This window comes from Prosthecobacter sp. (assembly GCF_044373815.1).
Taxonomy (GTDB): domain Bacteria; phylum Verrucomicrobiota; class Verrucomicrobiia; order Verrucomicrobiales; family Verrucomicrobiaceae; genus Prosthecobacter.
The window spans coordinates 1-22,045 of sequence record NZ_JBIPNG010000024.1; the positions used below are offsets into that span (position 1 = coordinate 1).

Here is a 22,045-nt window from a genome sequence, read left to right on the forward strand (position 1 = left end):
TCCGCGACGGCATCTGGCAGCCCGCCCATCCCGGCCAGCCCCTCTTCATCACGCCCCCGCTCGCCAACTACTCCAACGGCCCCGCCGGATTCATCCACGAACCCGGCACCGCCCTCGGCGCCACCCTGCGCAATCACTTCATCCTCGATCAATTCCCCTCCGGTCAGATGACCGCCTTCCAGATCGTCCCCAATGGCAGCACCTTCAAGATGCAGAACGAGCGCCTCATCCACTCCGGTCTCATGGGCATCGGCCTCGCCCTCGCCCCCACCGGCGAACTCATCATCGCCGACTGGGACGGCGGCTACCCCCTCGATCAAAAAGGCGCCATCTGGTTCGCCGACGACCCCACCGCCAAAAACAGCACCGAGCGCCAGGAAACCCAAAAGCTCCTCAACTCCGACAACCTCGACGCCACCCACCTCTCCCACCCCGACCAACGCGTCCGCCTCCACGCCCAATTCAGCCTCGTCAAACAAGGTGATTACACAGCACTGCAAACTATAGCCACCGACAAAAAAGCCCCCCAACTCGCCCGCATCCACGCCATCTGGGGACTCGGCCAGGGCATGCGTTCTGGAAAGGTCGATACCGCAACTCTTTTGCCCCTGATTGCGGAATCCGACACAGAGATCATCACCCAAGTCCTCAAAATGCTCGGCGATGTCAAAACCTCCGGAGCCCCTCTTATTCCACTCCTTGCACATCCCTCCCAACGCGTGCGCTTTCACGCCGCCATTTCCCTCGGCAAGCTACAAGAATCCACCGCTGTCACAGCCTTGCTAAACCTTGCCCCCAAGGAAAGCGCCGATCCCTACATGCGCCACGCCATCGTCACCGGCCTCGCCGGCTGTGCCGATGAAGCCACCCTCGCCAAACACACCAACGACAAGCAGTCCCTCTGCTGCCTCCTTGCGCTGGCTCGCCAAAACTCGCCACGCGTTGCCGATTTCCTCACAAATCCGACCCTCGCCGCCGAAGCCGAACGCGCCATCCACGACGACACCGGCATCCCCGCCGCCCTCCCCAAGCTCACCACCCGCCCCACAAGCCGCGGCCTCAACGCCTGCCTCCGCCTCGGCATCGCCGAACCCGTCATCAAAACCGCATTACAGCGCAACCCGCTGCAAGCAGAAGCACTCAACGTCCTCCTCACCTTCACCCATCCCCCACGCCTCGACCGCATCGACGGCATGGCTCACCAAACCCTGCCACGCGATGCCAAAGTCTTCGCCAGTTTGCTACAACCCCACCTCGATGCCCTCCTCGCCATCCAGGACGGCGCACTCAAAGCCAAAGCCGTCGAACTCCTCACCCAGCTCCAGCTCCAAGTCGCCGCTCCCGTCCTCCAGCAGATCATCTCAGATGCCACCGCTCGCGCCACATTGCGCGCCGAAGCACTCAAACTCATGGCCTCGCAGCACGTTGCCACACCCGAATTCGCCACCACCCTCGACCTCTCCCTCGCCAAAACCTCCCCCGCCGAACTCCGCCGCGAAGCCCTGCGCCAGCTTTTCACCCACCAGCCCGACCGCGCCATCACCGAAGCCGCCGCCGTCCTTGCCAACAGTGACACAACCTCGCAACAACTTGCACTGTCTCTCCTTTCCACGTCCAAAGACGACACCGTCATCACCCAATGGCTGGATCGCCTCATCGAGAACAAAGCCCCCGCCGCCATCCAGCTCGACATCCTCGAAGCCGCCGCCACCCGCGAATCTTTGAAACCCAAGCTCGCTTCCCTGCAACTGGGTGCATCTGAACTCCTCGAAGGCGGAGACGCCACCCGCGGCAAAGACATCGTCACCAACAACCTCGGCGCCAACTGCATCGCCTGCCACACCATCGAAGCCAAGGAAGGCAGCCAGGTCGGCCCCAACCTGAAAACCATCGGCAGCCAAAAAGACCGCAAATACATCCTCGAATCCCTCCTCAATCCCCTCGCCCAGATCGCCCCCGGCTTCGGCATCGTCTCCATCACCACCAAGGACGGCAAATCCCTCTCGGCCATTTTGGGGAAAGAAGACGCAAAACAAGTCACTTTACGCCTGCCTGATGGCAAAACACAGACCGTGCCCCGCGATCAAATCGCCACCATCTCCCCACCCATGACCGTCATGCCCCCCATGCTCGGCATCCTCACCAAACCCCAAATCCGTGACGTCGTGGCCTATCTTGCAGGATTGAAAGGGAAGACCAGCAAGAAAGCGGCGGCTCCATCTCATTGAAGCTCAAGCAGGGAGCAAAGCACCCCCACCAGCCTGCGAGTTTTTGATTGCTCCGCAGATGCCGCTCATGCCAGCATCGCGGAGTTATGAATTGCCTGCTCTCCATTCGCACCCTCTCCTTTGTCCTGTCCAGCTTGGTGGCAGTCCTGCCCCTTTCAGCGCAACAAGTGGCAAAACAGGGTCAGGAAGCGCAGGGAGAATGGTCGCTCCGCGTTTACCGTTACCCGTCCTCGGAGTTGCTCGGCGGCTTTGTCTCCAGCGAACAGGGGCAGCTCACGGCACCCGCGCTTCCCGCTGTCAATGCGAGCGCGGAAGATGTCGCCAAATTCCTGCGGCGCTCTCATTTTGTCATCGACCAGCATCTAAAAATGATGGGCGTGACGCTGCCCCCGGGATCGCTTGCCACATTCGATCCGAAGAACAAAACGCTGGCTTTGCGCAGCACCGAGCTGACGCATCAGCGCATGGCGGCGCTTGCTGCGCAAGCCGAGCGCGCCATGCCCAAGCTGGTAAGCATTAATTTGCAGATCATCGAGGCCGAAGCGACCGCCGTAAACGAGGCGGTCAAGCAGGTGAAGGCGCAGGCGGACCACTCCGCCGCGTGGACTGCGCTGGATGCGCTGGTCTCCCAGAAGAAGGCCAGCTATGTGGGCGATCTGCGCATGGAAACGAAGAGCGGCAACCGTGCGACGGCGGTGCGTGGAGAGGGGCGCACCTACGTCACTGAAATGACGGTGGATGAAACACGCCGCTCCAGCATCGCCGTGGAGGAGCGTGGCGCCGGCACCCGCCTGGAACTGGAGCCCACCATCGGTGCCGATGGCGAGACCATGGAGCTGACCTATTCTCTGGAGCATCACTACCGTGCGCCGCATGAGCACTGGGATAAAATCAGCGCCACGGGAGAGCGGGTCGTAGAAACTCCGAACATTGATTTTTACAACGCCCATGTGACCACCGGCATCACGTTGCTCGGTGGCATGACCAAGCTGCTTGGCATCTGGAAGCCCGAAGAGGTCGCGGAGCCGGAGCGCGCCAGTCATCTGCAGGCCGCTTTTCTGAAAGCCCACATCGTTTCGCTGCTGCCGGCCTTGGACAGGCGGGTGGAGCAATTGCTGCGGGAGGAAGGCGAAAAGATCGAGAAGACCCCCACCGCGCCGCCGCCAGAACCACCGGGCGCCACAAAGGGCATCATCACGCGCAGTTTCCACATCACCGAAGAGTTGCTGACGATGGGAGATGCAGCCGGTGGAGCACCTGCCGCCGCCGCAGATCCTTTCGCGGCAGGCGGAGCCCCGATGGCAAACGAAGCACGGCTGACCATGCGCATCACCGCCGTGGAGATTCTGAAGTCCAAGGGCATCCCCTTTCCTGAAGGTTCCTCCGCCAACTACAAACCCAGCACGGGTGAACTTCTGGTGCGCAACACGCCGGAAAACATGAATCTCGTGGAGGCCTACATCGCCTCCTTGAAACTCCATGCGCCGCACAATCTCGCGACGACTGTGCACATCATCGAGGCTGACGCCGCCACCATCCGCCGGCTGGTGGCCAGCACCGCCGCCACCACGGACCACACCGCTGCATGGCAGGAGGTGGAGCAGGGCATTGCGCAGAACAAGATCCGCCTGCTGCGCTCCGCTTTTCTTGAGTCCAAATCCGGCATGCACAGTACTTTTGAATCCGGCCGCGAGCTTGTTTATGTCTCTGAAACGTCCATCGGCGCACTGGAACATTCTGCCAACACCAGCAACGCTCCGGGCGGCAATGACAAAGATGCGAAGCCCTCGCAGACGAGCATCAGCAACGTTCATGTCTCCAATGTCGCAACGCCACACTTTTCATCCGCCGCTGAAATGCGCATGGTCGGACTGCGTTTTGAAATGGAGGGAACTGCCGGCTACTCCGAACCAGACGCGGTCGAACTCAACAACGTCATCAACTATGACTACACCAGACCGGTGTTCACCGATTCTTCCGCACTGCCGGATGCCAAAACGATCCGCCCTTTGAACCACAGCATTCAGTTTCACCAGGCTGAATGCACCGTGAGCACCACCCTAGCCAGCGGCACCCATCGTCTGCTGAACGTGTGGAAACCAGAGGGGACGCCTGAATTTGAGAAGGCTGACGTCCTCCAAGCGGCCTTCCTGAGCATTGACATCGTGCCGGTGGAACGCGCAGCAAAACCCTGACATCACATCGGCCCCGGCGGGCGTTCTTCTTCCAGCATTGGCACAGGCGGTGCCGCAGGTGCTCCGGAGCCTTTGCCGAGACGTCCGCTGTAGAGGTCGATGGCGCGCTTGGCGATGATGTCGATCACGGCAGGTTGCAGCGTGCGGGCGGCGACGTTGGAGACGGCCATGCCAGCCCACATGATGGGGGATTTGAAGCGCAGCACCTGCCAGTAGGGCAGCAGGCGTTTGTACCATTTGTTCGCCGTCTGCAGTTTTTCGTGTTTGGCGATCTTGTGGGTCATTTCCCAGGTTTTCAGCGCCGTGCTGGCACTGACATCCACGAGGCGGCCGATGGATCGAGTTTGCAAAAAGTCCGCCACATCCATGGCCGCAAGGTGCACGGCGCGGGAGAACTGGCTGAGGCCGGGGGCCAGCAGCGCTTCTTGTTTGCCGGGATGGTAGATGGCCGCGATTTCGCGCACCAGCTTCGGCACTTCATCCACCAGCGGCGGCAGCCACTCGGGGTTGAGGTTCTTCTGCCAGCGCAGGCGGTTTTTGCAGGCTTCGACGGCTGCATGAGCTTTTTCGTCCGCCAGACCGCATTCGGGATAGACGAAACTTGCCAGCGCATGCCGTGCCGCGCGCAGATCGGCGGCGAAACGCAGCAGCTTCCAGATCACAATCGAGGCTGCGCCGATGAGGACGCCGGCAAGAAAGGTCAGGATGTGGCCCCAAGGCATGCTCGTACGGGAGAGCACCCCGGGCAGGGTGTCAAGATGACGAAAGTGGCGAGACAGCCTGCTTGCGGCGGCGGGATGACACGCCATAGATGCGCCCCACACCATGTCCTCCATTTTCGAACTCTTCTCTCTTCAAGGCAAAACCGCTGTCGTGATCGGCGGCACCGGCGAACTCTGCGGCGCCATCGCAGAAGGCTATGCATCTGCGGGTGCGGAGGTCGTGCTCGTCGGACGCGACCAGTCCAAGGCCGACAAGCGCCTGGAGACCATTCAAGCCGCAGGCGGACAGGCCTACTTCGTTTCCGCAGACGCCAGCCGCAAAGCCGACCTGCAAATCCTGCTGGATCAGGTGCTGGAGCGCTCCGGTGGCTGCCACATTCTCATCAATGGTGCGGGCGTGAATTCTGCAACGCCGTTCCTCGATATTCCAGAAGACGAATACGATCGGATCATGAACATCAACACCAAGGGGGTGTTCCTGGCCTGCCAGGTGTTCGGCAAATACTTCGTGGATAACAAGATCCCGGCCTCAATCATCAATCTCGGCTCCATGTCCGGCCTGCTGCCGCTGAGCCGGGTGTTCACTTATTCCATGTCCAAGGGCGCGGTGCACAATCTCAGCAAGAACCTCGCCCGTGAGTGGGCCCCTCTTGGAATCCGTGTGAACACCTTGGTGCCCGGCTTCTTCCCTGCCGAGCAAAACAAGAAAGTGCTCACGCCTGACCGCGTGGCGAAGATCATGGGCCACACGCCAATGAACCGCTTTGGCGAAGCCAAGGAACTCGTCGCCGCTGCCCTGCTGCTCGCGGGCGCAGGCAGTTCCTTCATCACCGGCCATGAGATGGTCGTGGATGGCGGGTATTCGTCGCAGACAATCTGAGATTTGAATCCCTCGCGATAGAATCGCAAAAATGTCCCCGTTTAAGCCAGTGGTAAGACCTCTAACCACATGGCTTTTTCATCCATCAGACCGCAGCGCAGCCTTGTCGAGGAGGTGTGCGCGCGCATTGCATCTGAGATTCGGGACGAAGGTGGTGGGGGGAATGGGTGGCTGCCGCCGGAGAGGGATCTGGCGCTGAAGCTCGGCGTGAGTCGGCCCGTTATTCGAGAAGCGACGAAGCGGCTGGAATTGCAAGGGCTGCTGGAGGTGAAGCATGGGGTTGGGACGAAGGTGGTGGACAAGCTGCACAAGCCTTTGAACGGCTCGCTGGCACTGCTGGTTCCCGATGACAAGGAACGGCTGCGACAGCTCATCCAGGTGCGTTTCATGCTGGAGCCGGAGAATGCACGGCTCGCTGCCGAGAACGCCACACCGGCGCAGATTCGCAGGTTGCGCGCGGCATTGAAGGAGCTGGAGGAAACGACGGATTTTGAGACAGCGGTGGAGGCTGATATGGCGTTCCATCGGGAACTTGCGGCGGCATCTGGGAATCAGATTGCCAACCTGCTGCTGCATTCGCTCGCCGAATTGATTCAGACGAGCCTCAAGCATGGTTACAGCCGGACCTCGACTGACAATGCGGCGCGGCAGCATGCGGCGGTGCTGAATGCCATTGAGAAACGCGACCCCGCCGCCGCTGCGAAGGCGATGCGCGAACATTTGATCACCGCCGAGGCCGATCTGGCCCTGCCTAAAGACAAGAAAGCAGCATGAAATCATTACCCTATTTTTCTTTTTTCATCGCGAGCACCAGCGTCCTCGCCATCGAGCCTGATGCAGCGAAGCTGTTTCATGAGCAGGTGGCACCGATCCTGGTGAAGAACTGCGTGGAATGCCACAATGACGTGACTACCAAAGGCGGCCTGAACATGGGCACGCTGGCTGATGTGCTCAAAGGTGGTGACGACGGAGCAGCGTTGGTGCCGGGCAAAGCTGCGGAGTCAGCGCTCTACACGATGATTGTGCCGGAATCCGCAGGCGAGAAGCCGGAGATGCCGAAGAAGAAGCCATCACTTTCCGCCGCCGAAACCGACCTCATCAGACGTTGGATCGACATGGGCGCGGCGTGGCCGCAGGAGATCGTGCTCAAGGAGAAGCCCAAGGGCGATATCACACACTGGTCGCTGCTGCCGCTGAAGTCATCCAAGCTTGCATCCATCGACGAGTTTATCGGTGAAAAGCTGAAGGAGAAAAACCTCACGATGAATGCGCCGGCAGATGCCCGGACGTTCATCCGCCGTGCCAGCTTTGATCTGACCGGACTGCCGCCTACGCCGGAAGAAGCGGCGGCTTTTGAAAAGGAGTTCAGGCGGGATCAAACTGCTGCTGTTAAGAGCTTGATCGACCGCCTGCTGGCGTCACCGCGTTATGGGGAGCGCTGGGCTCGGCACTGGCTGGATGTGGTGCGCTTTGCGGAAAGCCACGGCTTTGAAATGAACCGTGTGCGGCCCAATGCTTGGCCGTATCGAGACTACGTCATTCGTTCGTTCAATGAGGACAAGCCGTATGACCAGTTTGTGCGTGAGCAGATCGCGGGCGATCAGCTTGGAAGGGATGAAGGCACGGGATTTCTTGTGGCGGGCTCCTGGGATCAGGTGAAGGGCCAGGACCCGGTGCTGCGGGCGAATCAACGGGCGGATGAGATGCACGACCTCGTAAGCACGACGGGCAGCACCTTCCTTGGGCTCACGATTGGCTGTGCTCGCTGCCATGATCACAAATTCGATCCCATTTTGCAGACCGATTATTATCGCGTGCGGGCCATCTTTGAGGGCGTTCAGCATGCGGAGCGTGAGATGCGTCCGGCGGATGCTGACCAACGACTGAAGCAGGCCGATGGTGTGCGGGCAGAGATCGCGAAGGCGGATGCGGCACTCGCGCGCTTCCAACCACGAGTCCAACTGACGCGGCGTGTGCTGGTGGATGATGATCTGCCGCCGCCAACGAAGCCGGACGCGGTCGGCTGCGTGCAGATCGAGCAGCCCACGAGTGGCAAGCCCATCGAATACTCACCGGGCACAGAGCTGGGCCAAGCTGCAGATCCAGGTGATCCGACACGCCTGCCCAATCTCGGAGAAAGCTATCGCTACTGGAATGCGGTGAAGGATGCCGACGCGAAGGATTTCTTTTCATGGAACCCACGTGTCTCGGGCAAACAACGCATCTGGCTTTCGTGGGCGGCGTGGACCACGCACGCGAAGGATGCGCGCTACATCCTTGATCTGGATGGCGATGCAAATACCAAGGGCGACCAGCAGGAGATCGCCAGCGTGAATCAGAGCAAGTTTGCCGACGGCAGTGGTGCGATTCCCGAACAGAGGCGCTGGAGTGGGTTCAAGTATGCCGGAACGTATGCGGTGACGCAGGATTCCATCCTTATTCTGCGCAGTGGCAAACTCGGCGGACCGACCGTGGCGGATGCTGTGATGTTTGAAGAAGCCGACGGCACCCAGCCTTCATCACAGCCGCATTTGCGCGCGCCAGTGACGCATCTGGCGAACCGCGAGAGCTTTGATGCGGTGAAGGCGAAGTTTGTGCGCTTCACGATTCATGCGGCGACCGGCGGGCAGCCATGCATTGATGAGCTGGAAGTGTTTTCCGCTGGGAAGCTACCGCGCAATGTGGCGCTGGCGAAGAATGGAGCGAAGGTGACGGCTTCGGATGTGTTCAGTGATGGCACGAATCCGAGCCACCAGATCGCGCATGCGAACGACGGGCTGTATGGCAATGCGAAGAGCTGGATTTCGAAGAATGCAGTCAAGGGCTGGCTGCAGATCGAACTGCCGCGTGAGGAAAGCATCAGCAGCGTGGTGTGGAGCCGGGATCGCGGAGAGAAGAAGGGCAAGGGCTATGAAGATCGTCTCGCCACGGATTATGTGATTGAGACTTCGCTGGATGGGAAAGCGTGGCAGGCAGTGGCGTCGTCCGCCGACAGGCTGAGCGTGGAGTATCGGGATCGCATCCGCGACATTCCGACCCTGAGTGGAGTTTCGGCTGACAATGCCGCCGAGGTCAAGAAACACAGCGAGCAGCGTGCGGTGCTGCAGGGCAAACTGAAGGAAATGACGAATTTCCCCATGGCCTACCTGGGCAAATTTGACCAGCCGGGGCCCACTTTCCGCCTGCAACGCGGTGACCCGATGACGCCGCAAGAGGAAATCGCGCCGGGAGCACTGGCACAGATCGGAGCGAAACTGGATCTGCCCAAAGACACGCCGGAAGCGGAGCGGCGCATGGCTTTGGCAAAGTGGCTGACCGATCCGCAGAATCCGCTCACGGCACGGGTGATGGTGAACCGCCTCTGGCACTATCATTTTGGCACGGGCATCGTCGATACGCCGAGCGATCTCGGCTACAATGGCGGCAAGCCGTCACATCCCGAACTGCTGGACTGGCTGGCAGCGCAGTTTATGCAGCGCAAATGGAGCATGAAGGAGATGCACCGGCTGATCATGAACTCAGCAGCTTACCGGCAGTCGAGCACTGCGAATGACGCCGGGATGCTGGCTGATTCGGGCGCTCGACTCCTGTGGCGCTTCCCGACGCGGAGACTCGAAGCGGAACCACTGCGCGACACGATCCTGGCCGTGAGCGGAGTGCTGGATCTGACGATGGGCGGACCGGGTTTCGATTTGTTCGTACCGAATGACAACTACGTGAAGGTGTATCAGTCGAAGCAGGAGTTTGGGCCCGACACGTTCCGGCGCATGGTGTATCAGAGCAAGCCGCGAGTTCAGCTTGATGATACGTTTGGTGCGTTCGATGTGCCGGATGCAGGGCAAATCGCCCCACGCCGCACATCGAGCACGACGCCGTTGCAGGCGCTGAATTTCTTGAACAGCACGTTTGCGATGCAGCAGAGCGAGCTGCTGGCGGCACGACTTGAAAAGGACGTGGGCAAGACGGCGGCTGACCAAGTGAAGCGCGCCTTTCAACTAGCCTACCAGCGCGAGCCGAATGCGGACGAACTGGCTGCCTCTGCACAGCTCATTTCACAACACGGGCTGGCGATGTTCTGCCGCGCGCTGTTCAACACGAGCGAGTTCATGACCCTGTATTGATACTGTTATGCAAAACCATCTTCTTTCCCGTCGGAATTTTCTCAATCAAGGCGTCAGCGGATTGGGCAGCATCGCTTTGACATCGCTGCTGGCGCAGAAGGGCCTGCTGGCGAATGACCCCATTCGTCCGCGCATTGATCCTGCACATCCCTATGCACCGCGACCACCGCATTTTGAGCCGCGAGCGAAGAACGTGCTCGTCATTTTCTGCTCGGGCGCGATGAGCCATGTGGACACGTTTGATTACAAGCCGGAGCTGGTGAAGCGGCACGGCATGCCGCTGCCGGGCGCGGCGGAATTGATCACTTTCCAGGGAGCGCAGGGGAATCTGGTGAAGCCGCTGTGGGAGTTCAAGCCACGCGGACAGAGCGGCAAGATGATCAGCGACCTGCTGCCCAACATCGCAGGGTTGGCGGATGACATGTGCTTCATCCATTCGATGACGGCCAAATCGAACACGCACGGCCCGGCGGAGAACCAGATGAGCACGGGGTACATTCTGGATGGATTCCCCGGCATGGGCTCCTGGGTGACGTATGCCCTTGGCTCGGAGTGCGATGACATGCCTGCCTTTGTGGCGATCCCTGATCCGCGTGGTGTGCCGCAGATCGGACCACGGCACTGGAACTCGGCGTTTCTGCCTGCGGCCTTTCAGGGCACGGCGTTCAACGCCAGCAAGCCGATCCCCAATCTAGTCCGCCCCGCGAGTGTGAGCGAGGCGGCAGACCGCGACACACGTGCCTTTGTGAACCTGCTCAATCAGCGGCAGGCGCAGGAGCATCCGGCGGACAGTGACCTTGCAGCGCGGATTTCGTCCTATGAATTGGCGGCGCGGATGCAGATCGCGGCTTCGGAGGTCGGCAACATGTCGAACGAGAGCAAGGCCACTCTGGATCTATACGGCGTGAACGATGCAAATGAGACGAAGGCTGGTTTTGCCAAGAACTGCCTCCTGGCGCGGCGCCTAATCGAGCGCGGCGTGCGGTTTGTGCAGCTTTTCAACGGCTCCTACGCCATGGGCGAGGGCGTTGGCAACTGGGACGGGCACAAGACGATCGAACAGCAGTACTCGGTGCATGGGCCGATTCTGGACCAGCCGGTGGCCGGGCTGTTGAAGGATCTGAAGGCCCGGGGGCTGCTGCAGGACACGCTGGTGGCCTTTGTGACGGAGTTTGGGCGCATGCCGACCTTCCAGAAGGGTGCCAATGGCCGCGATCACAACCCCAAGGGCTTCACGGTCTGGCTGGCCGGTGCCGGGGTGAAAAAGGGCTTCAGCTACGGAGCCACGGACGAATTTGGCTACAAAGCCGCCGAGCGCGTGAGCACCATTTACGACCTGCATGCCACGATTTTGCACCTGCTGGGCATCGACCACGAGCGTCTGAGCTACTACAATAACGGCATCGAAAGGCGGCTTACAGACGTCCATGGGCATGTGCTCAAAGACGTGCTGGGATGAGCCGACCTGAGAATGAGGGGGAAAAAACGTTTGATTTCCTTCTCAAAGTCTCCACCATGCGCCTCCCCAAAACCTGACCCCATTCCCGTACCCGCACCATGGCAGTTGTCATCCGTCTCCGTCAAGAAGGCCAAAAAGGCCGTCCAGTCTTCCGTATTGTTGCGGCTGACCAACGCTTCCCAAAAGAAGGCCGTTTCCTCGAAATCCTCGGTACCTACGATCCTCAAAAGGGCGTCAAAGGTGCTGTCGTGAAGCTTGATCGCGTCAATGCCTGGATCTCCCAAGGAGCCAAGCCCTCTGACACCGTCAAGAGCCTCATCAAGCACGCCGCTTCCGTAGTCCCAGCATAAGCTGCCATGGACGCGCCGGAAGCCCTCCGCGAGTTCCTTTCGTATGTGGTGGCGAATCTGATCGACCACCCGCAGCAGGCAACCATTGCCATCGGCACTAATATCAACGGTGCCGTGGCCTACCGTGTGCAACTAGCACCGGAAGATGTGCGTCATGTCATTGGCAAGAATGGCATGACGATCAGTGCGATCCGCTCCTTGCTCAACACAGCGGCCGCCAAGCATGGGATCAAAATTTCCCTCAAAGTAGGGTCCGCACGTGAAGACGATGCGGAAGCAGCCCTCGAGATGCCTCAGGCTGAAGCCTGAGCTGATCAGGCCAGCTTGCTGCCCGCCCACCAGCCGACGGCTGCGGCGGTAATTCCCAGCAGAATGCTGCCAATGGCATTGATAAGCGCGAGCCAGGAATGCTGGTTGAGCATCAGCAGCCACGAGTCATTCGCGAGCGTGGAGAAGGTCGTATAGCCACCGAGCACACCTGTGGCGGCGAACAGCCACGGGCCGCTGCCTTTTTCCTTCATGGCTGGCAGGGCAAAGAGAAAGCCCAGGATGAAACTGCCGAGGATATTGGCCGTGAGCACTCCCCAGGGAAAGACGGCCTTTGGCAGCAGACGCGCCATGCCGATGACCGTTCCATACCTCAGCACCGAGCCGAGGCCGCCACCGAGAAAGATCAGAAGGATGTTCTTCATAGGAGGTTGCTGATTGTGATCATGCCGCCACGGCCTGCTCACGTCTGGAGCCGCCAATCGTCTGCGGTGCGATGCGCGCCCGCCACACATAGCGCTGGAAGAGCACCTTGACCGAGGCTGTGAGAGGCACCGCCAAGATCGCACCGAGCAGACCGCCCAGCAGCAGACCCCAGACGAGCACGGAGGCGATCACCGTCATGGGGTGCAGCCCCACGGCTTCACCGACGATGCGCGGGGTGATGAACAGGGCATCCACCTGCTGCACCAGGGCGAAGACACCGGTCACCGCCAGAGGCATGACCCACCAAGGGTCTGCAGAAATCCACGCGCTCCCTCCCTGCACGGAGGCGATGATCACCGCCGGGATCCAGCACAGGACAATGCCCAGATACGGGATGATCCCTGCCAGGCAGAGCGCAAGACCGATGAGCAGGCCAAAATCCAGCCCCACGATCATCAGCCCGATGCCCGTGGCGATGCCATTGATCACACTGACAAAAAGCTGGCCACGGAAGAAGGCCACGAGATAGCTGTTGATCTCATTTACACAGCTCACCACTTCGTCTTTGAAAGCCGATGCGCGCAATGGCAGGTAGTCCGACCATTGCTGCTGAATCTTGGCACTCTCGATCAGGAAATAGTAAAGGTACAACGGCACGATGATGAAGGAGAGCAGGAAGCCGAAGACGCCGAGGAAACCACCCACACTGGATCTGACAAAGTTCCAGACAATGCCCGGCACTTTGGGCAGGTTCGTCTTCACCCAGTCACCACGCAACAAGGCCTGAAAATCTGCGTCAGGTGCTTCGCTGCCCTCTTTAACTGCCGGGGTTGCCCCCTGCCCTGCAGGTACTGCTTCAGACGAAGGCGCAGGAGTCACTGTCGGCTCTATGCGGGGCAAGAGTTTGATGTCATAGTCCTTTTCGATCTTCGCTGAAAAGTCGATCACTGCCTTTTGCGCCTTCGCATAATAGACAGGCACACGGTCTGCCAGATGGTGGGCGGGATCGTCCAGCTTCACCACGATCCACCAGCCCAGACCTCCCATGGCCAGCGTAAACACCGCAAAGGCCAGCAGCACTGAGCGCTGCCTGTTTAAGCCGCGCCGCTCCAGCCACTCCACACCGGGCTCCAGCAGGTAGGCGAGCACGCCCGCCACGGCGAAAGGCACGAGAATGGGCTGCAGAAAGGCCATCACCTGCGTCGCGAGATAGATCAGCCCGATGGCCAGCGCACCGATGATGGTGATCGACATGGCGGTGATGGCTGCCCATAACGCATTGCGCTGAAAGACGGTGGGAAGATTCTTCATAGGGGAGAATGGCGCGCAGACTAGCCGTTCACTGAGGTTTGGGTACTCCAAAGATAGCCGCAAATTGGACAGAGAGGCCTCACGGCGTATCGTCGCCCACCATGTCCCGTCCTCAGCCCCAGCCTGTTGATCCCGCCGAACTGCCGCAACTCGCGCAGGCCACCATGCGTGCCGCGAAGTTTCCCATGCTAGCCACGGCGGATGGTGACCAGCCAAGGCTGCGCCCTGTCTCACCGGTGCGCACGGATGGCTTCACGGTTTATGTCGCCAATCTGCGCCGCTATGGCAAGACGCGCGAGCTGGCGTGCAATCCGAAGGCTGAATTGTGTTACAAGGACGATCAGGACAACCAGGTGCGAATCACCGCCGCGGCCGAGATCGTCACGGAGCGGCCTCTTCTGGAAGAAATCTGGGCAGCCAATCCTTTGCTGCGTGCTTATCTCGGCAGCATCGACAATCCCGAATTGATCATCTACCGCTTTGTTCCCAGCCAGGTGCGCTACATGCGCGAGTGGGCTTTGGAATATTTTGAAGTGTCCTTTTCAGCACATTCATAAAGTTGATACACGCGTTGGCCTGAGCTGTGCGTTCATGTCGTGGTGTGACAAACGTGCCACCAACTGTGAATAACTTCGTCTTTGTGAATAAGTTCTTGCCAGCCACTCCACGTTCTGACACTCTCCAGCAATTACCGTGATTCATTCAAATAATCACATTTCGGGATCGGTACGTTTGGCTCTCCCCCGCGCCAACGAAAAGCTGTCCCCGCCTTTTTCTCCGCAGGCAACCACTACACCCACTCAACTACCATGGACCGTGACGACCACTCAGCATCGGTAATCTCCTCCGCTAGCACCATCCGCGCTTCCGACCCTGGTCCTGTTTCTCCCTCTGCCACCCCCTCCCGCCGCCGCCGCGCCAGCACCCCGACCGCCACCAAGACTTTCGTTCTCGACACCAACGTCCTGCTGCACGACCCCGCCTGCATTCACCGCTTTGCCGAGCATCACATTTGCATTCCAGTCGATGTCCTGAGCGAACTGGACCGCTTCAAAAACGAGATGACTGAACGCGGCTCCAACGCCCGCGAGGTGCATCGGGCGCTGATGAAAATTTTCTCCAACAAGGGAGCGTCCGTCACCACAGGAGTGCCGACTGACGGCGGCGGCAGCATCCGCGTGGCAGTCTATGATCCTGCTGAGGCGCGCAAGCACGCCAGTGTGCAGGGATTTGAGCGTATTTTCCACGATCTGGACAAAGCCGATCACCGCATCCTGGCCTGCACGCTCTGGCTGAGTGAGCAGGTTTCACCACCGGTCATTCTCGTCAGCAAGGACCTGAACATGCAGCTCAAGGCACGCGCCGTGGGCATTGAGTGCGAAGATTACCTGCACGACAAAGTGGAGCCGCGTGAGGTTGCGAACTTTGACATCGCCCGTGTGGAAGTCAGCCAGCATGAGCTGCAGCGCTTCGCGAGCAGCGGCTGTCTTTCCGTGCCAGAGACCCGCACCGTGGGCATGGTCGTGAACGACTACGCCCTGCTCACCGCCGGAGACAAAGCCACCATGCCCGCGAAGCTGAGCACCAATGGTGAATTCGTCCGCCTGCACCACACGCCGGAGTCGATCAAGGTCGGTCAGGGCCGTGCCATCAAGCCGATGAATCTGGGTCAGGCCTGCTTTCTGGATGCGCTGCTTGATCCTGAGATCAGCCTCGTCACCTGCTACGGCCAGGCAGGCACGGGCAAGACATTGCTCGCTGTCGCAGCTGCCTTGCAGCAGGTTTTTAACCGCACTTACCACGGCGTCACCGTGAGCCGTCCCATCGTTGCCATGGGTCAGACTGTTGGCTTCCTGCCCGGATCCTTGCAGGAAAAAATGCGCCCCTGGCTGCAGCCTGTCTATGACGCGCTGGATCTCCTGATGCGGCCCATGGAAGGCACGCAGCAGGGCCCGGCACGAAAGAAGAACCGCTTCATGCCTGAACCGCAGCAGCAGATGGCAGCGCCCGCCGCGCCGTATGACCCGCTCATTCAGCAAGGCGTCATCGAAGTGGAGGCGCTCTGCTACATTCGTGGCCGCAGCATTCCAGACCGCTTTTTCATCCTGGATGAAGCACAGCAGCTCACGCCGCTGGAGGCCAAGACGATCGTCACGCGCATGTCTCGCGGCTCGAAGCTCGTCCTCGTCGGCGACCCGGCGCAAATCGACAATCCCTACGTGGACAGCCGCAGCAACGGCCTGGTGTACACACGCCAGCGCATGCGCGGGCAGACGTTCGCGGCGCACGTTCCGCTGGTCAAAGGTGAACGCAGCGCCCTGGCGGAAGCGGCGGCGCGGCTGCTGTAAGCTGTATTCATTACAGAAAATTGCACTTGGAAAATTCCTCTCAGAATTTTTGAAATGGAATGATCGCCGCGTCGTTTAACACGCCACGCGCCGGACTTGGCCTCCCAAAATCCAGCGCTCATTTATCCACAACTCAATATCAACTCACATGAAAGTTATCACCTCATTCCTGGCCATTCTTGCAATCTCCGCCGTCACCTCCTTTGGAGCTGATGCCCCCAAGAAGCCCAAGATGACACCAGAAGAAATGTTCACCAAGAAGGACGCCGACAAAGACGGCAAAGTCAGCAAGGAGGAATTCCTCAAGGGTGCCAAGGACGCAGCCAAGGCCGAGGCCTCATTCACCGCCAAGGACAAGGACAAGGACGGATCTCTTTCCAAGGAAGAGTTCACTGCTGCTCCCAAGAAAAAGAAGGCCGCCTGATCCGAGCTTTGCTCTGACCTGAAAAGTCACCACGCCGCACCCGCCCCGCGCGAGTGCGGCGTTTTGATGTCTGCATCAGGGAGGTTCCTGACACCGATAATAAAAAACACCCATCTTTTATCGAAACGAAATGGGCGGCTTCTCGTTTAACACGGCACGCGAAGGACTGGGACATCCAGAATTCCACGCACTTACATCAACAACCCAACATCGACCCACATGAAAGTTATCACCTCGTTCCTCGCCATCCTGGCGCTCTCCGCAGTCACCTCCTTTGCCGCTGAAGGTGATGCCCCCAAGAAGCCAGAAGGCGACAAGGGCAAGCCCAAGATGAATCCCGAGGAAATGATCAAGAAACTCGACACCGACAAAGACGGCAAAGTTTCCAAGGCAGAATTCCTGGCTTCTCCGAATGCCAAGAAGGACGAAGCCAAGGCCACCGAGCGCTTCGGCAAGATGGACAAGAACAGCGACGGCTCCCTCACGCTGGAAGAACTGACCCCGAAGAAAAAGAAGAACGCCTGAGCCGTCTGACTCTTTGACTTCCACCAGTCATCAAGGCCGCACCCGCCCCGCGCGAGTGCGGCTTTTTTGTGGATGCGTTTGCCAGAAGGCGGAAGAAGACCCCTGCTCTCCAACGTACCTTCTGTCCGTCTTGCTTCTCCTTTTTCGAATGCTCCGCTGCACCTTCATCACATTCCTGTTCTGCACTGCGGCCAGCCGTGCGGCGGTGGACTACACCACGCAGATCAAACCGCTGCTGCAACAGCACTGCGTGAAATGCCACGGTGCAACCACGCAGAAATCCCAGCTCAAGCTCGACACCGCCGCTGCTGCCCGCGCCGGCGGCAAACATGGTGCCACCCTGCCCGATCTTCTTGTGCAGGTCGTCTCTGGGACTCACGCTGAAATCCCGCAGATGCCCTACAAGCGCGGGCCACTGGATTCTGCACAGATAGCGCTTATCAAGCAGTGGGTTGCTGAAGGCGCACACGCGCCCGCTGAGGAAGCTCCGAGCGATGACCGGCATTGGGCTTTCATCGCGCCAGTCAAAGCGCCGCTACCGCAGAGTGAAAGCAAGCATCCCATTGATGCCTTCATTCGCGCAAGTCTCAGCAAGGCAGGGCTGGAGCCCTCCCCTCCTGCAGCACCTGCCACACTCATCCGCCGTCTCCATCTGGACCTCACCGGCCTGCCGCCGACGCCTGCTGAAGTGGCTGCTTTTCTCAAACAGCCAAAATCAAACAGTGAGGAACTGGTAACAAGACTGCTCGCGTCCAAGCACTACGGCGAACGCTGGGGCCGCTGGTGGCTTGATCAGGCGCGCTATGGCGACAGCAATGGTTACAGCATCGACGCGCCGCGCAGCATGTGGCCGTATCGCGATTATGTCGTTAATGCCTTGAACCAGGACAAGCCCTTCGACCAGTTCACGCTGGAACAACTCGCGGGAGACATGCTGCCGAAGCCTTCACGCGAGCAACTCATCGCCACGGGTTTCCATCGCAACACGCAGATCAATCAAGAGGGCGGCATCGACAAAGAGCAGTTCCGCATCGAGAGCATTTTTGATCGCGTGGCCACCACCGGCACGGTCTGGCTTGGACTCACCATCGGCTGCGCGCAGTGCCACGATCACAAGTTTGATCCCATCAGCCAGCGCGAGTACTATCAGCTCTTCGCTTTCCTCAACAACCAGGACGAACCCACCCTGCCAGTGCCTGATCCTGGTCAGGATCTCGACAAGCTGAAAGCCGAGCACGCACAGGTGCTCAAGCAGATCGATGCGCACATCAAGGCAAGAATCGCCGTGCTGCAGGAGTGGGAAAAGACCCTGGGTGACCAGTCCAAGAAGCTGGTCGATGCCGAGGCGCTGAAGTCCCTGGCCAAGCCCGCCACCAAACGTGCCGCCGCTGATCAGCGCATTCTTTTCAAAGCGATGACCGGCACGTCTGACAGCGTCTTCAATCCGCTCTACGACCGGCACCTTGAACTCGACAACATCTTCAAGAACGGCACCACCACACTGGTGATGAAGGAGCTGCCGCAGCCGCGCAAGACGACGCTCTTCATCAAAGGGGATTTCACCCGGCCATCTGATGAAGTTCAGCCCGGTGTCCTCGCCGTGCTGCCACCTCTGCCCGCTGGGACCAAGGCTGACCGACTCGCCCTCGCACGCTGGATCATTGATCCGAAGAACCCGCTCACCGCACGCGTCATCGTGAACCGCGTCTGGCAGCAGTACTTTGGACGCGGCCTCGTCTCGACGGAAAATGATTTCGGCACCATGGGCCGACCACCCACCCACCCCGAACTGCTCGACTGGCTCGCTGTCGATTTCATGGAGCACGGCTGGAGTCTCAAGCACCTGCACAAGCTCATCGTCACCAGCGCGACGTATCAACAGGCTTCAACCATTCAGCCTTCATCAGCCCGCATTGATCCCAACAATGACCTGCTCTGGAGGCAGAACCGTCTGCGGCTGGATGCGGAAGTCGTGCGCGATGTCTGCCTTGCAACGAGCGGCCTGCTCTCGCCGAAGATGGGTGGAGCGCCCGTTTATCCGCCCATACCTGAAGGGGTCATGTCCCTAGGGCAGGTCAAACGTGCCTGGCCGCTCAGCAAAGGCAGCGATCGCTACCGGCGCGGCATTTACACCTTCATCTTCCGCGCCACTCCGCCGCCTGCCCTCAGTGTCTTTGATGCGCCCGACGGTTTCAGCACCTGCACCCGCCGCATCCGCAGCAACACGCCTCTGCAGGCCCTCACCCTGCTCAATGACAGCGCTTATGTGGAATTCGCGCAGGCTTTGGCTGCACGCCTGATCAAGGAAGCCAAAGGCGACGATGCCCGCATCTCCCACGCCTGCCAACTCTGCCTCTCACGCCCGCCGCTGGAAAACGAACGAAAGGCTCTCACGCACCTTCTTGCAGCCGAACGTCAAGCGAACGCCACTGAGGCTCAAGCCTGGCAGGCGGTGGCCCGTGTGATGCTGAATCTGGATGAGACCATCACACGGGAGTGAAGATCACTCCGGTTACTGGCGGTTGGGCTCCTTCAATGCCAGGAGCAGCCACTGGGGGGGATTGGCTGGAAGTTTGATCTTGCGATTCTTCTTCAAGAACTCGGACAGGTGGAGCCGGCCTGTCATCGTGCCCGTGTTATCATGCATGTAGACATAAGGCCGACCGCCTATCACGGCCCCGACAAGAAGGTTCTTCGGACCCGCGATGTTGAGATCTTCTTTGTCGGGTGTTTGGAATTGAGCGATCAGCGGGACCGCCTCCGCAGGGTCCCATGAACTGACGGTCAGTTTCTTGATGTTCGAACCACCGGTGAAGAGTTTGGCGATTTTTCCGGAAGCATCATATGAGGCCTCATAGGTGGTTTTCACATTCCCATTCGGCAGTGTTTGGAAAGATTTCGTGAGCTTGCCAAAGGCGGGCCCCGGCGTGCTCACATATTGATAGGTCATGGTGCTGCCATCCAGTTTGGCATGCACCGCCACCATTTTTTGGGCATCGTACTTGTAGCTCTCTTTCTGGCCTCGGGCATTCTCACGTTCCAGAGCAGGGAAAGATTCCTTGCTGTCTTTATTGGGAGTGACCGAATAGGCGAAGTCTCCATCGTGCTGCAGCCAGCCTGTCGCTGGATCCCACTGGAAGCTACGCGTTGTCTGAGGCTTGGCGCCATCCTTCTCCGTCAAGGTCAGCTTCATCATCTTGGTCTTGGAGTCTCTCTCCCACACACCGTCCATGACATAACCGGCCTTGTTGGTCAGACCGGTGATTGAAGTTGCCGCGCTGATGACGGAGGTGCCGCCGGGAGCGGCGGTCACCTGCGGCTTTGTCCCGATCTTGAAGGAAATTGATTCGGCCTTGTTGTAGTCAATGCGAGAAACCATGCCGGTTTTCGGATCGTAGGAAGCCGTGAGCAGGCGGCCAAACTGCTTCGACTCAATGGCCGTGACTTTGGTGTCAGTGTAAGTCCAACGAATCACGTCGCCTTTGTGGGTCAGCGCGGCAAGCAAACGGCCATCCGAATAGTCATAGGTCCAACCTTTGTCGTCCGTCACTTCGAAATGATCCGCCTTGATCCTGCCTTTCCACTGCCGGTCCTTCGTGGCGTACAGACTGCCATCTTTGGCGTCCTTGTAGAGGGTTTCACTGTTGCCGCTCAGAGTGTAAAGCCTCACACTGGTCTCGCTTAATTTTTTGACCCGGCTTTCAAGCAGCGGAAACCACCAGCCCTCGCCGCCCATCCCCTGCCCGACGAAACGCTGCTCGCTGCAAAACTGGAGCCGCACCGGAAGCTGGGCCGATTCGTCGGGGCCGCCAAGCTTCATGTCCTCGTCAAAATCGAACCAGATGCTCAGATTTCCCCACCTGTCGGCCCAGCCCAGGGCATTCTTAATCTGCTGAACATTCTGAGAAAACGCGGCTTTGGCCACCAAGAGGTTGCAAATCAGGAGCAGCAAGCATGACCGAAAGTGATGAGGGCGAATAAAGTTCATGGTTCTCGTAGGGATTCCAAATCGAGAGAAGTGATGCAATTTTTCTCTAATCTTTTAAAGCGGCACAACCCCCGAATTATTGGGCTGCTTTTATTCACCATGCCATGAAATGCACCTGAAGTGCGAAACACTTTTTGCGCTTCAGATAAAAACGCCGGTTTCAATCCCGCATTAACAAGCGGGCAACAACAGACCTGCTGACCGGGCAAAAGGAGATGTGGACTCAGAAGCCTGAGGGCTACGACTTTCAGAATCATCAGGGTGCAGCGTTTTTGAACACACCTGAGTGCCCCCCATTGATCAAATGCTTTCCCACGCGCGCTCGCCAACGGGATCTCGGCCTTCATCATACTCGATATGGTCGATGAGAGTTTCGATGGGCTTGCCGCTGAGTCCGCTGTCTTGAATGCGCTGGGGGAGCACGGCGGAGCGTTCGTCACGCCAGCCGAGTTTGGCGATGAAGCGGTTCCACATGTGGCACTCCTCATCTGTGCGGACTGTACCGCAGGCATGCACCCAGTTGAGGATTTCTTCATCGGTGCCGTCCTCGAGAACGCGCTTCTGGAGCGCGGTATACGGGACTCCGAGGAAACGGCAGCAGCGGCCGTCGAGCGTGTAAAACTGCGTGTCACCCAGCTGCGCCGTGTAATCAGCAGGGAGCTTGGCCGCGGCATGCAGACGGATCTTGTCGAGCATGCGGCCGAAATAGATTAGACGGCCGACCTTGGCGTAGCAACTGCGTAGACCTGGGACGTGGGGCATGACGGCACTCTTCTTCATGACTCAACCATTTGGCAAGTC

18 protein-coding genes are annotated in these 22,045 nt (G+C 59.3%); 13 read left to right on the forward strand and 5 right to left on the reverse strand.

Annotated features, from left to right (window positions below):
• Positions 1-2,228 (forward strand): HEAT repeat domain-containing protein (locus tag ACIREA_RS03620; protein WP_397380643.1); only part of this gene is annotated, 2,228 nt, incomplete at its 5' end.
• An 86-nt stretch (positions 2,229-2,314) separates the two neighbouring features.
• The gene (locus tag ACIREA_RS03625) at positions 2,315-4,423 is read left to right on the forward strand and encodes a hypothetical protein (protein ID WP_397380645.1); all 2,109 of its coding nucleotides are present in this window, start codon (positions 2,315-2,317) and stop codon (positions 4,421-4,423) included.
• Positions 4,424-4,425: 2 nt separating this feature from the next.
• On the opposite strand, the gene ACIREA_RS03630 is transcribed toward ACIREA_RS03625, so the two are convergent.
• Positions 4,426-5,145: a hypothetical protein gene (locus tag ACIREA_RS03630; RefSeq protein WP_397380647.1), complete on the reverse strand. Its 720-nt coding sequence runs from the start codon at positions 5,143-5,145 to the stop codon at positions 4,426-4,428.
• 103 nt (positions 5,146-5,248) lie between these two features.
• On the opposite strand from ACIREA_RS03630, the gene ACIREA_RS03635 reads away from it, so the two are divergent.
• From ACIREA_RS03635 to ACIREA_RS03660, 6 genes are all read left to right on the forward strand, one after another.
• The gene (locus ACIREA_RS03635; protein ID WP_397380649.1) at positions 5,249-6,025 is read left to right on the forward strand and encodes an SDR family oxidoreductase; all 777 of its coding nucleotides are present in this window, start codon (positions 5,249-5,251) and stop codon (positions 6,023-6,025) included.
• A 69-nt stretch (positions 6,026-6,094) separates the two neighbouring features.
• Positions 6,095-6,799, forward strand: a complete 705-nt coding sequence (locus ACIREA_RS03640) for a FadR/GntR family transcriptional regulator (protein WP_397380651.1) — start codon at positions 6,095-6,097, stop codon at positions 6,797-6,799.
• Entirely contained in the window at positions 6,796-10,146 is a 3,351-nt protein-coding gene (locus ACIREA_RS03645) for a DUF1553 domain-containing protein (protein WP_397380653.1), read from the forward strand. The genes ACIREA_RS03640 and ACIREA_RS03645 overlap by 4 nt, the downstream gene beginning before the upstream one ends.
• 7 nt (positions 10,147-10,153) lie before the next feature.
• Positions 10,154-11,605 carry a DUF1501 domain-containing protein gene (locus tag ACIREA_RS03650; protein WP_397380655.1) on the forward strand — a complete coding sequence of 484 codons (1,452 nt, stop codon included), beginning with the start codon at positions 10,154-10,156 and terminating at the stop codon, positions 11,603-11,605.
• Between the two features lie 98 nt (positions 11,606-11,703).
• Positions 11,704-11,955 (forward strand): 30S ribosomal protein S16, encoded by a 252-nt coding sequence (gene rpsP, locus ACIREA_RS03655; protein ID WP_397380657.1) that lies wholly within the window; start codon positions 11,704-11,706, stop codon positions 11,953-11,955.
• Positions 11,956-11,961: 6 nt separating this feature from the next.
• On the forward strand, positions 11,962-12,264 hold the full coding sequence (locus ACIREA_RS03660; protein ID WP_397380659.1) for a KH domain-containing protein: 303 nt from the start codon (positions 11,962-11,964) through the stop codon (positions 12,262-12,264).
• Between the two features lie 5 nt (positions 12,265-12,269).
• Here ACIREA_RS03660 and ACIREA_RS03665 read toward each other — a convergent pair whose 3' ends face one another.
• Both ACIREA_RS03665 and ACIREA_RS03670 read right to left on the reverse strand, forming a co-directional pair.
• Entirely contained in the window at positions 12,270-12,647 is a 378-nt protein-coding gene (locus ACIREA_RS03665; RefSeq protein WP_397380661.1) for a fluoride efflux transporter FluC, read from the reverse strand.
• A 19-nt stretch (positions 12,648-12,666) separates the two neighbouring features.
• Positions 12,667-13,959: an AI-2E family transporter gene (locus ACIREA_RS03670; protein ID WP_397380663.1), complete on the reverse strand. Its 1,293-nt coding sequence runs from the start codon at positions 13,957-13,959 to the stop codon at positions 12,667-12,669.
• Positions 13,960-14,060: 101 nt separating this feature from the next.
• On the opposite strand from ACIREA_RS03670, the gene ACIREA_RS03675 reads away from it, so the two are divergent.
• The 5 genes from ACIREA_RS03675 to ACIREA_RS03695 all read left to right on the forward strand — a co-directional run bounded on the left by ACIREA_RS03675 (position 14,061) and on the right by ACIREA_RS03695 (position 19,756).
• Positions 14,061-14,516: a pyridoxamine 5'-phosphate oxidase family protein gene (locus ACIREA_RS03675; protein WP_397380665.1), complete on the forward strand. Its 456-nt coding sequence runs from the start codon at positions 14,061-14,063 to the stop codon at positions 14,514-14,516.
• Positions 14,517-14,768: 252 nt separating this feature from the next.
• On the forward strand, positions 14,769-16,307 hold the full coding sequence (locus tag ACIREA_RS03680; RefSeq protein ID WP_397380667.1) for a PhoH family protein: 1,539 nt from the start codon (positions 14,769-14,771) through the stop codon (positions 16,305-16,307).
• A gap of 148 nt (positions 16,308-16,455) precedes the next feature.
• Complete coding sequence (locus tag ACIREA_RS03685; RefSeq protein ID WP_397380669.1) at positions 16,456-16,731, forward strand: EF-hand domain-containing protein; 276 nt, start codon at positions 16,456-16,458, stop codon at positions 16,729-16,731.
• A gap of 219 nt (positions 16,732-16,950) precedes the next feature.
• Complete coding sequence (locus ACIREA_RS03690) at positions 16,951-17,256, forward strand: hypothetical protein (RefSeq protein WP_397380671.1); 306 nt, start codon at positions 16,951-16,953, stop codon at positions 17,254-17,256.
• 148 nt (positions 17,257-17,404) lie between these two features.
• A complete protein-coding gene (locus ACIREA_RS03695) occupies positions 17,405-19,756 on the forward strand; it encodes a PSD1 and planctomycete cytochrome C domain-containing protein (protein ID WP_397380673.1) in 2,352 nt (783 codons plus the stop codon).
• A 12-nt stretch (positions 19,757-19,768) separates the two neighbouring features.
• Here ACIREA_RS03695 and ACIREA_RS03700 read toward each other — a convergent pair whose 3' ends face one another.
• Together ACIREA_RS03700 and ACIREA_RS03705 are read right to left on the reverse strand one after the other, a co-directional pair.
• Positions 19,769-21,244, reverse strand: coding sequence for a hypothetical protein (locus ACIREA_RS03700; RefSeq protein ID WP_397380675.1), 1,476 nt, complete (start codon positions 21,242-21,244; stop codon positions 19,769-19,771).
• A 300-nt stretch (positions 21,245-21,544) separates the two neighbouring features.
• Positions 21,545-22,006 carry a DUF5069 domain-containing protein gene (locus tag ACIREA_RS03705; RefSeq protein ID WP_397380677.1) on the reverse strand — a complete coding sequence of 154 codons (462 nt, stop codon included), beginning with the start codon at positions 22,004-22,006 and terminating at the stop codon, positions 21,545-21,547.
• Positions 22,007-22,045 lie beyond the last annotated feature (39 nt).

What these genes read in the sequence shown, in the direction of transcription:
- ACIREA_RS03675 (WP_397380665.1), top strand. Translation starts at nt 14,061, where the DNA reads ATGTCCCGTCCTCAGCCCCAGCCTGTTGATCCCGCCGAACTGCCGCAA.
- ACIREA_RS03680 (WP_397380667.1), top strand. Translation starts at nt 14,769, where the DNA reads ATGGACCGTGACGACCACTCAGCATCGGTAATCTCCTCCGCTAGCACC.
- ACIREA_RS03660 (WP_397380659.1), top strand. Translation starts at nt 11,962, where the DNA reads ATGGACGCGCCGGAAGCCCTCCGCGAGTTCCTTTCGTATGTGGTGGCG.
- ACIREA_RS03695 (WP_397380673.1), top strand. Translation starts at nt 17,405, where the DNA reads ATGCTCCGCTGCACCTTCATCACATTCCTGTTCTGCACTGCGGCCAGC.
- rpsP (WP_397380657.1), top strand. Translation starts at nt 11,704, where the DNA reads ATGGCAGTTGTCATCCGTCTCCGTCAAGAAGGCCAAAAAGGCCGTCCA.
- ACIREA_RS03700 (WP_397380675.1), bottom strand. Translation starts at nt 21,244, where the DNA reads ATGAACTTTATTCGCCCTCATCACTTTCGGTCATGCTTGCTGCTCCTG.
- ACIREA_RS03635 (WP_397380649.1), top strand. Translation starts at nt 5,249, where the DNA reads ATGTCCTCCATTTTCGAACTCTTCTCTCTTCAAGGCAAAACCGCTGTC.
- ACIREA_RS03665 (WP_397380661.1), bottom strand. Translation starts at nt 12,647, where the DNA reads ATGAAGAACATCCTTCTGATCTTTCTCGGTGGCGGCCTCGGCTCGGTG.
- ACIREA_RS03690 (WP_397380671.1), top strand. Translation starts at nt 16,951, where the DNA reads ATGAAAGTTATCACCTCGTTCCTCGCCATCCTGGCGCTCTCCGCAGTC.
- ACIREA_RS03630 (WP_397380647.1), bottom strand. Translation starts at nt 5,145, where the DNA reads ATGCCTTGGGGCCACATCCTGACCTTTCTTGCCGGCGTCCTCATCGGC.
- ACIREA_RS03625 (WP_397380645.1), top strand. Translation starts at nt 2,315, where the DNA reads ATGAATTGCCTGCTCTCCATTCGCACCCTCTCCTTTGTCCTGTCCAGC.
- ACIREA_RS03670 (WP_397380663.1), bottom strand. Translation starts at nt 13,959, where the DNA reads ATGAAGAATCTTCCCACCGTCTTTCAGCGCAATGCGTTATGGGCAGCC.
- ACIREA_RS03640 (WP_397380651.1), top strand. Translation starts at nt 6,095, where the DNA reads ATGGCTTTTTCATCCATCAGACCGCAGCGCAGCCTTGTCGAGGAGGTG.
- ACIREA_RS03645 (WP_397380653.1), top strand. Translation starts at nt 6,796, where the DNA reads ATGAAATCATTACCCTATTTTTCTTTTTTCATCGCGAGCACCAGCGTC.
- ACIREA_RS03685 (WP_397380669.1), top strand. Translation starts at nt 16,456, where the DNA reads ATGAAAGTTATCACCTCATTCCTGGCCATTCTTGCAATCTCCGCCGTC.
- ACIREA_RS03705 (WP_397380677.1), bottom strand. Translation starts at nt 22,006, where the DNA reads ATGCCCCACGTCCCAGGTCTACGCAGTTGCTACGCCAAGGTCGGCCGT.
- ACIREA_RS03650 (WP_397380655.1), top strand. Translation starts at nt 10,154, where the DNA reads ATGCAAAACCATCTTCTTTCCCGTCGGAATTTTCTCAATCAAGGCGTC.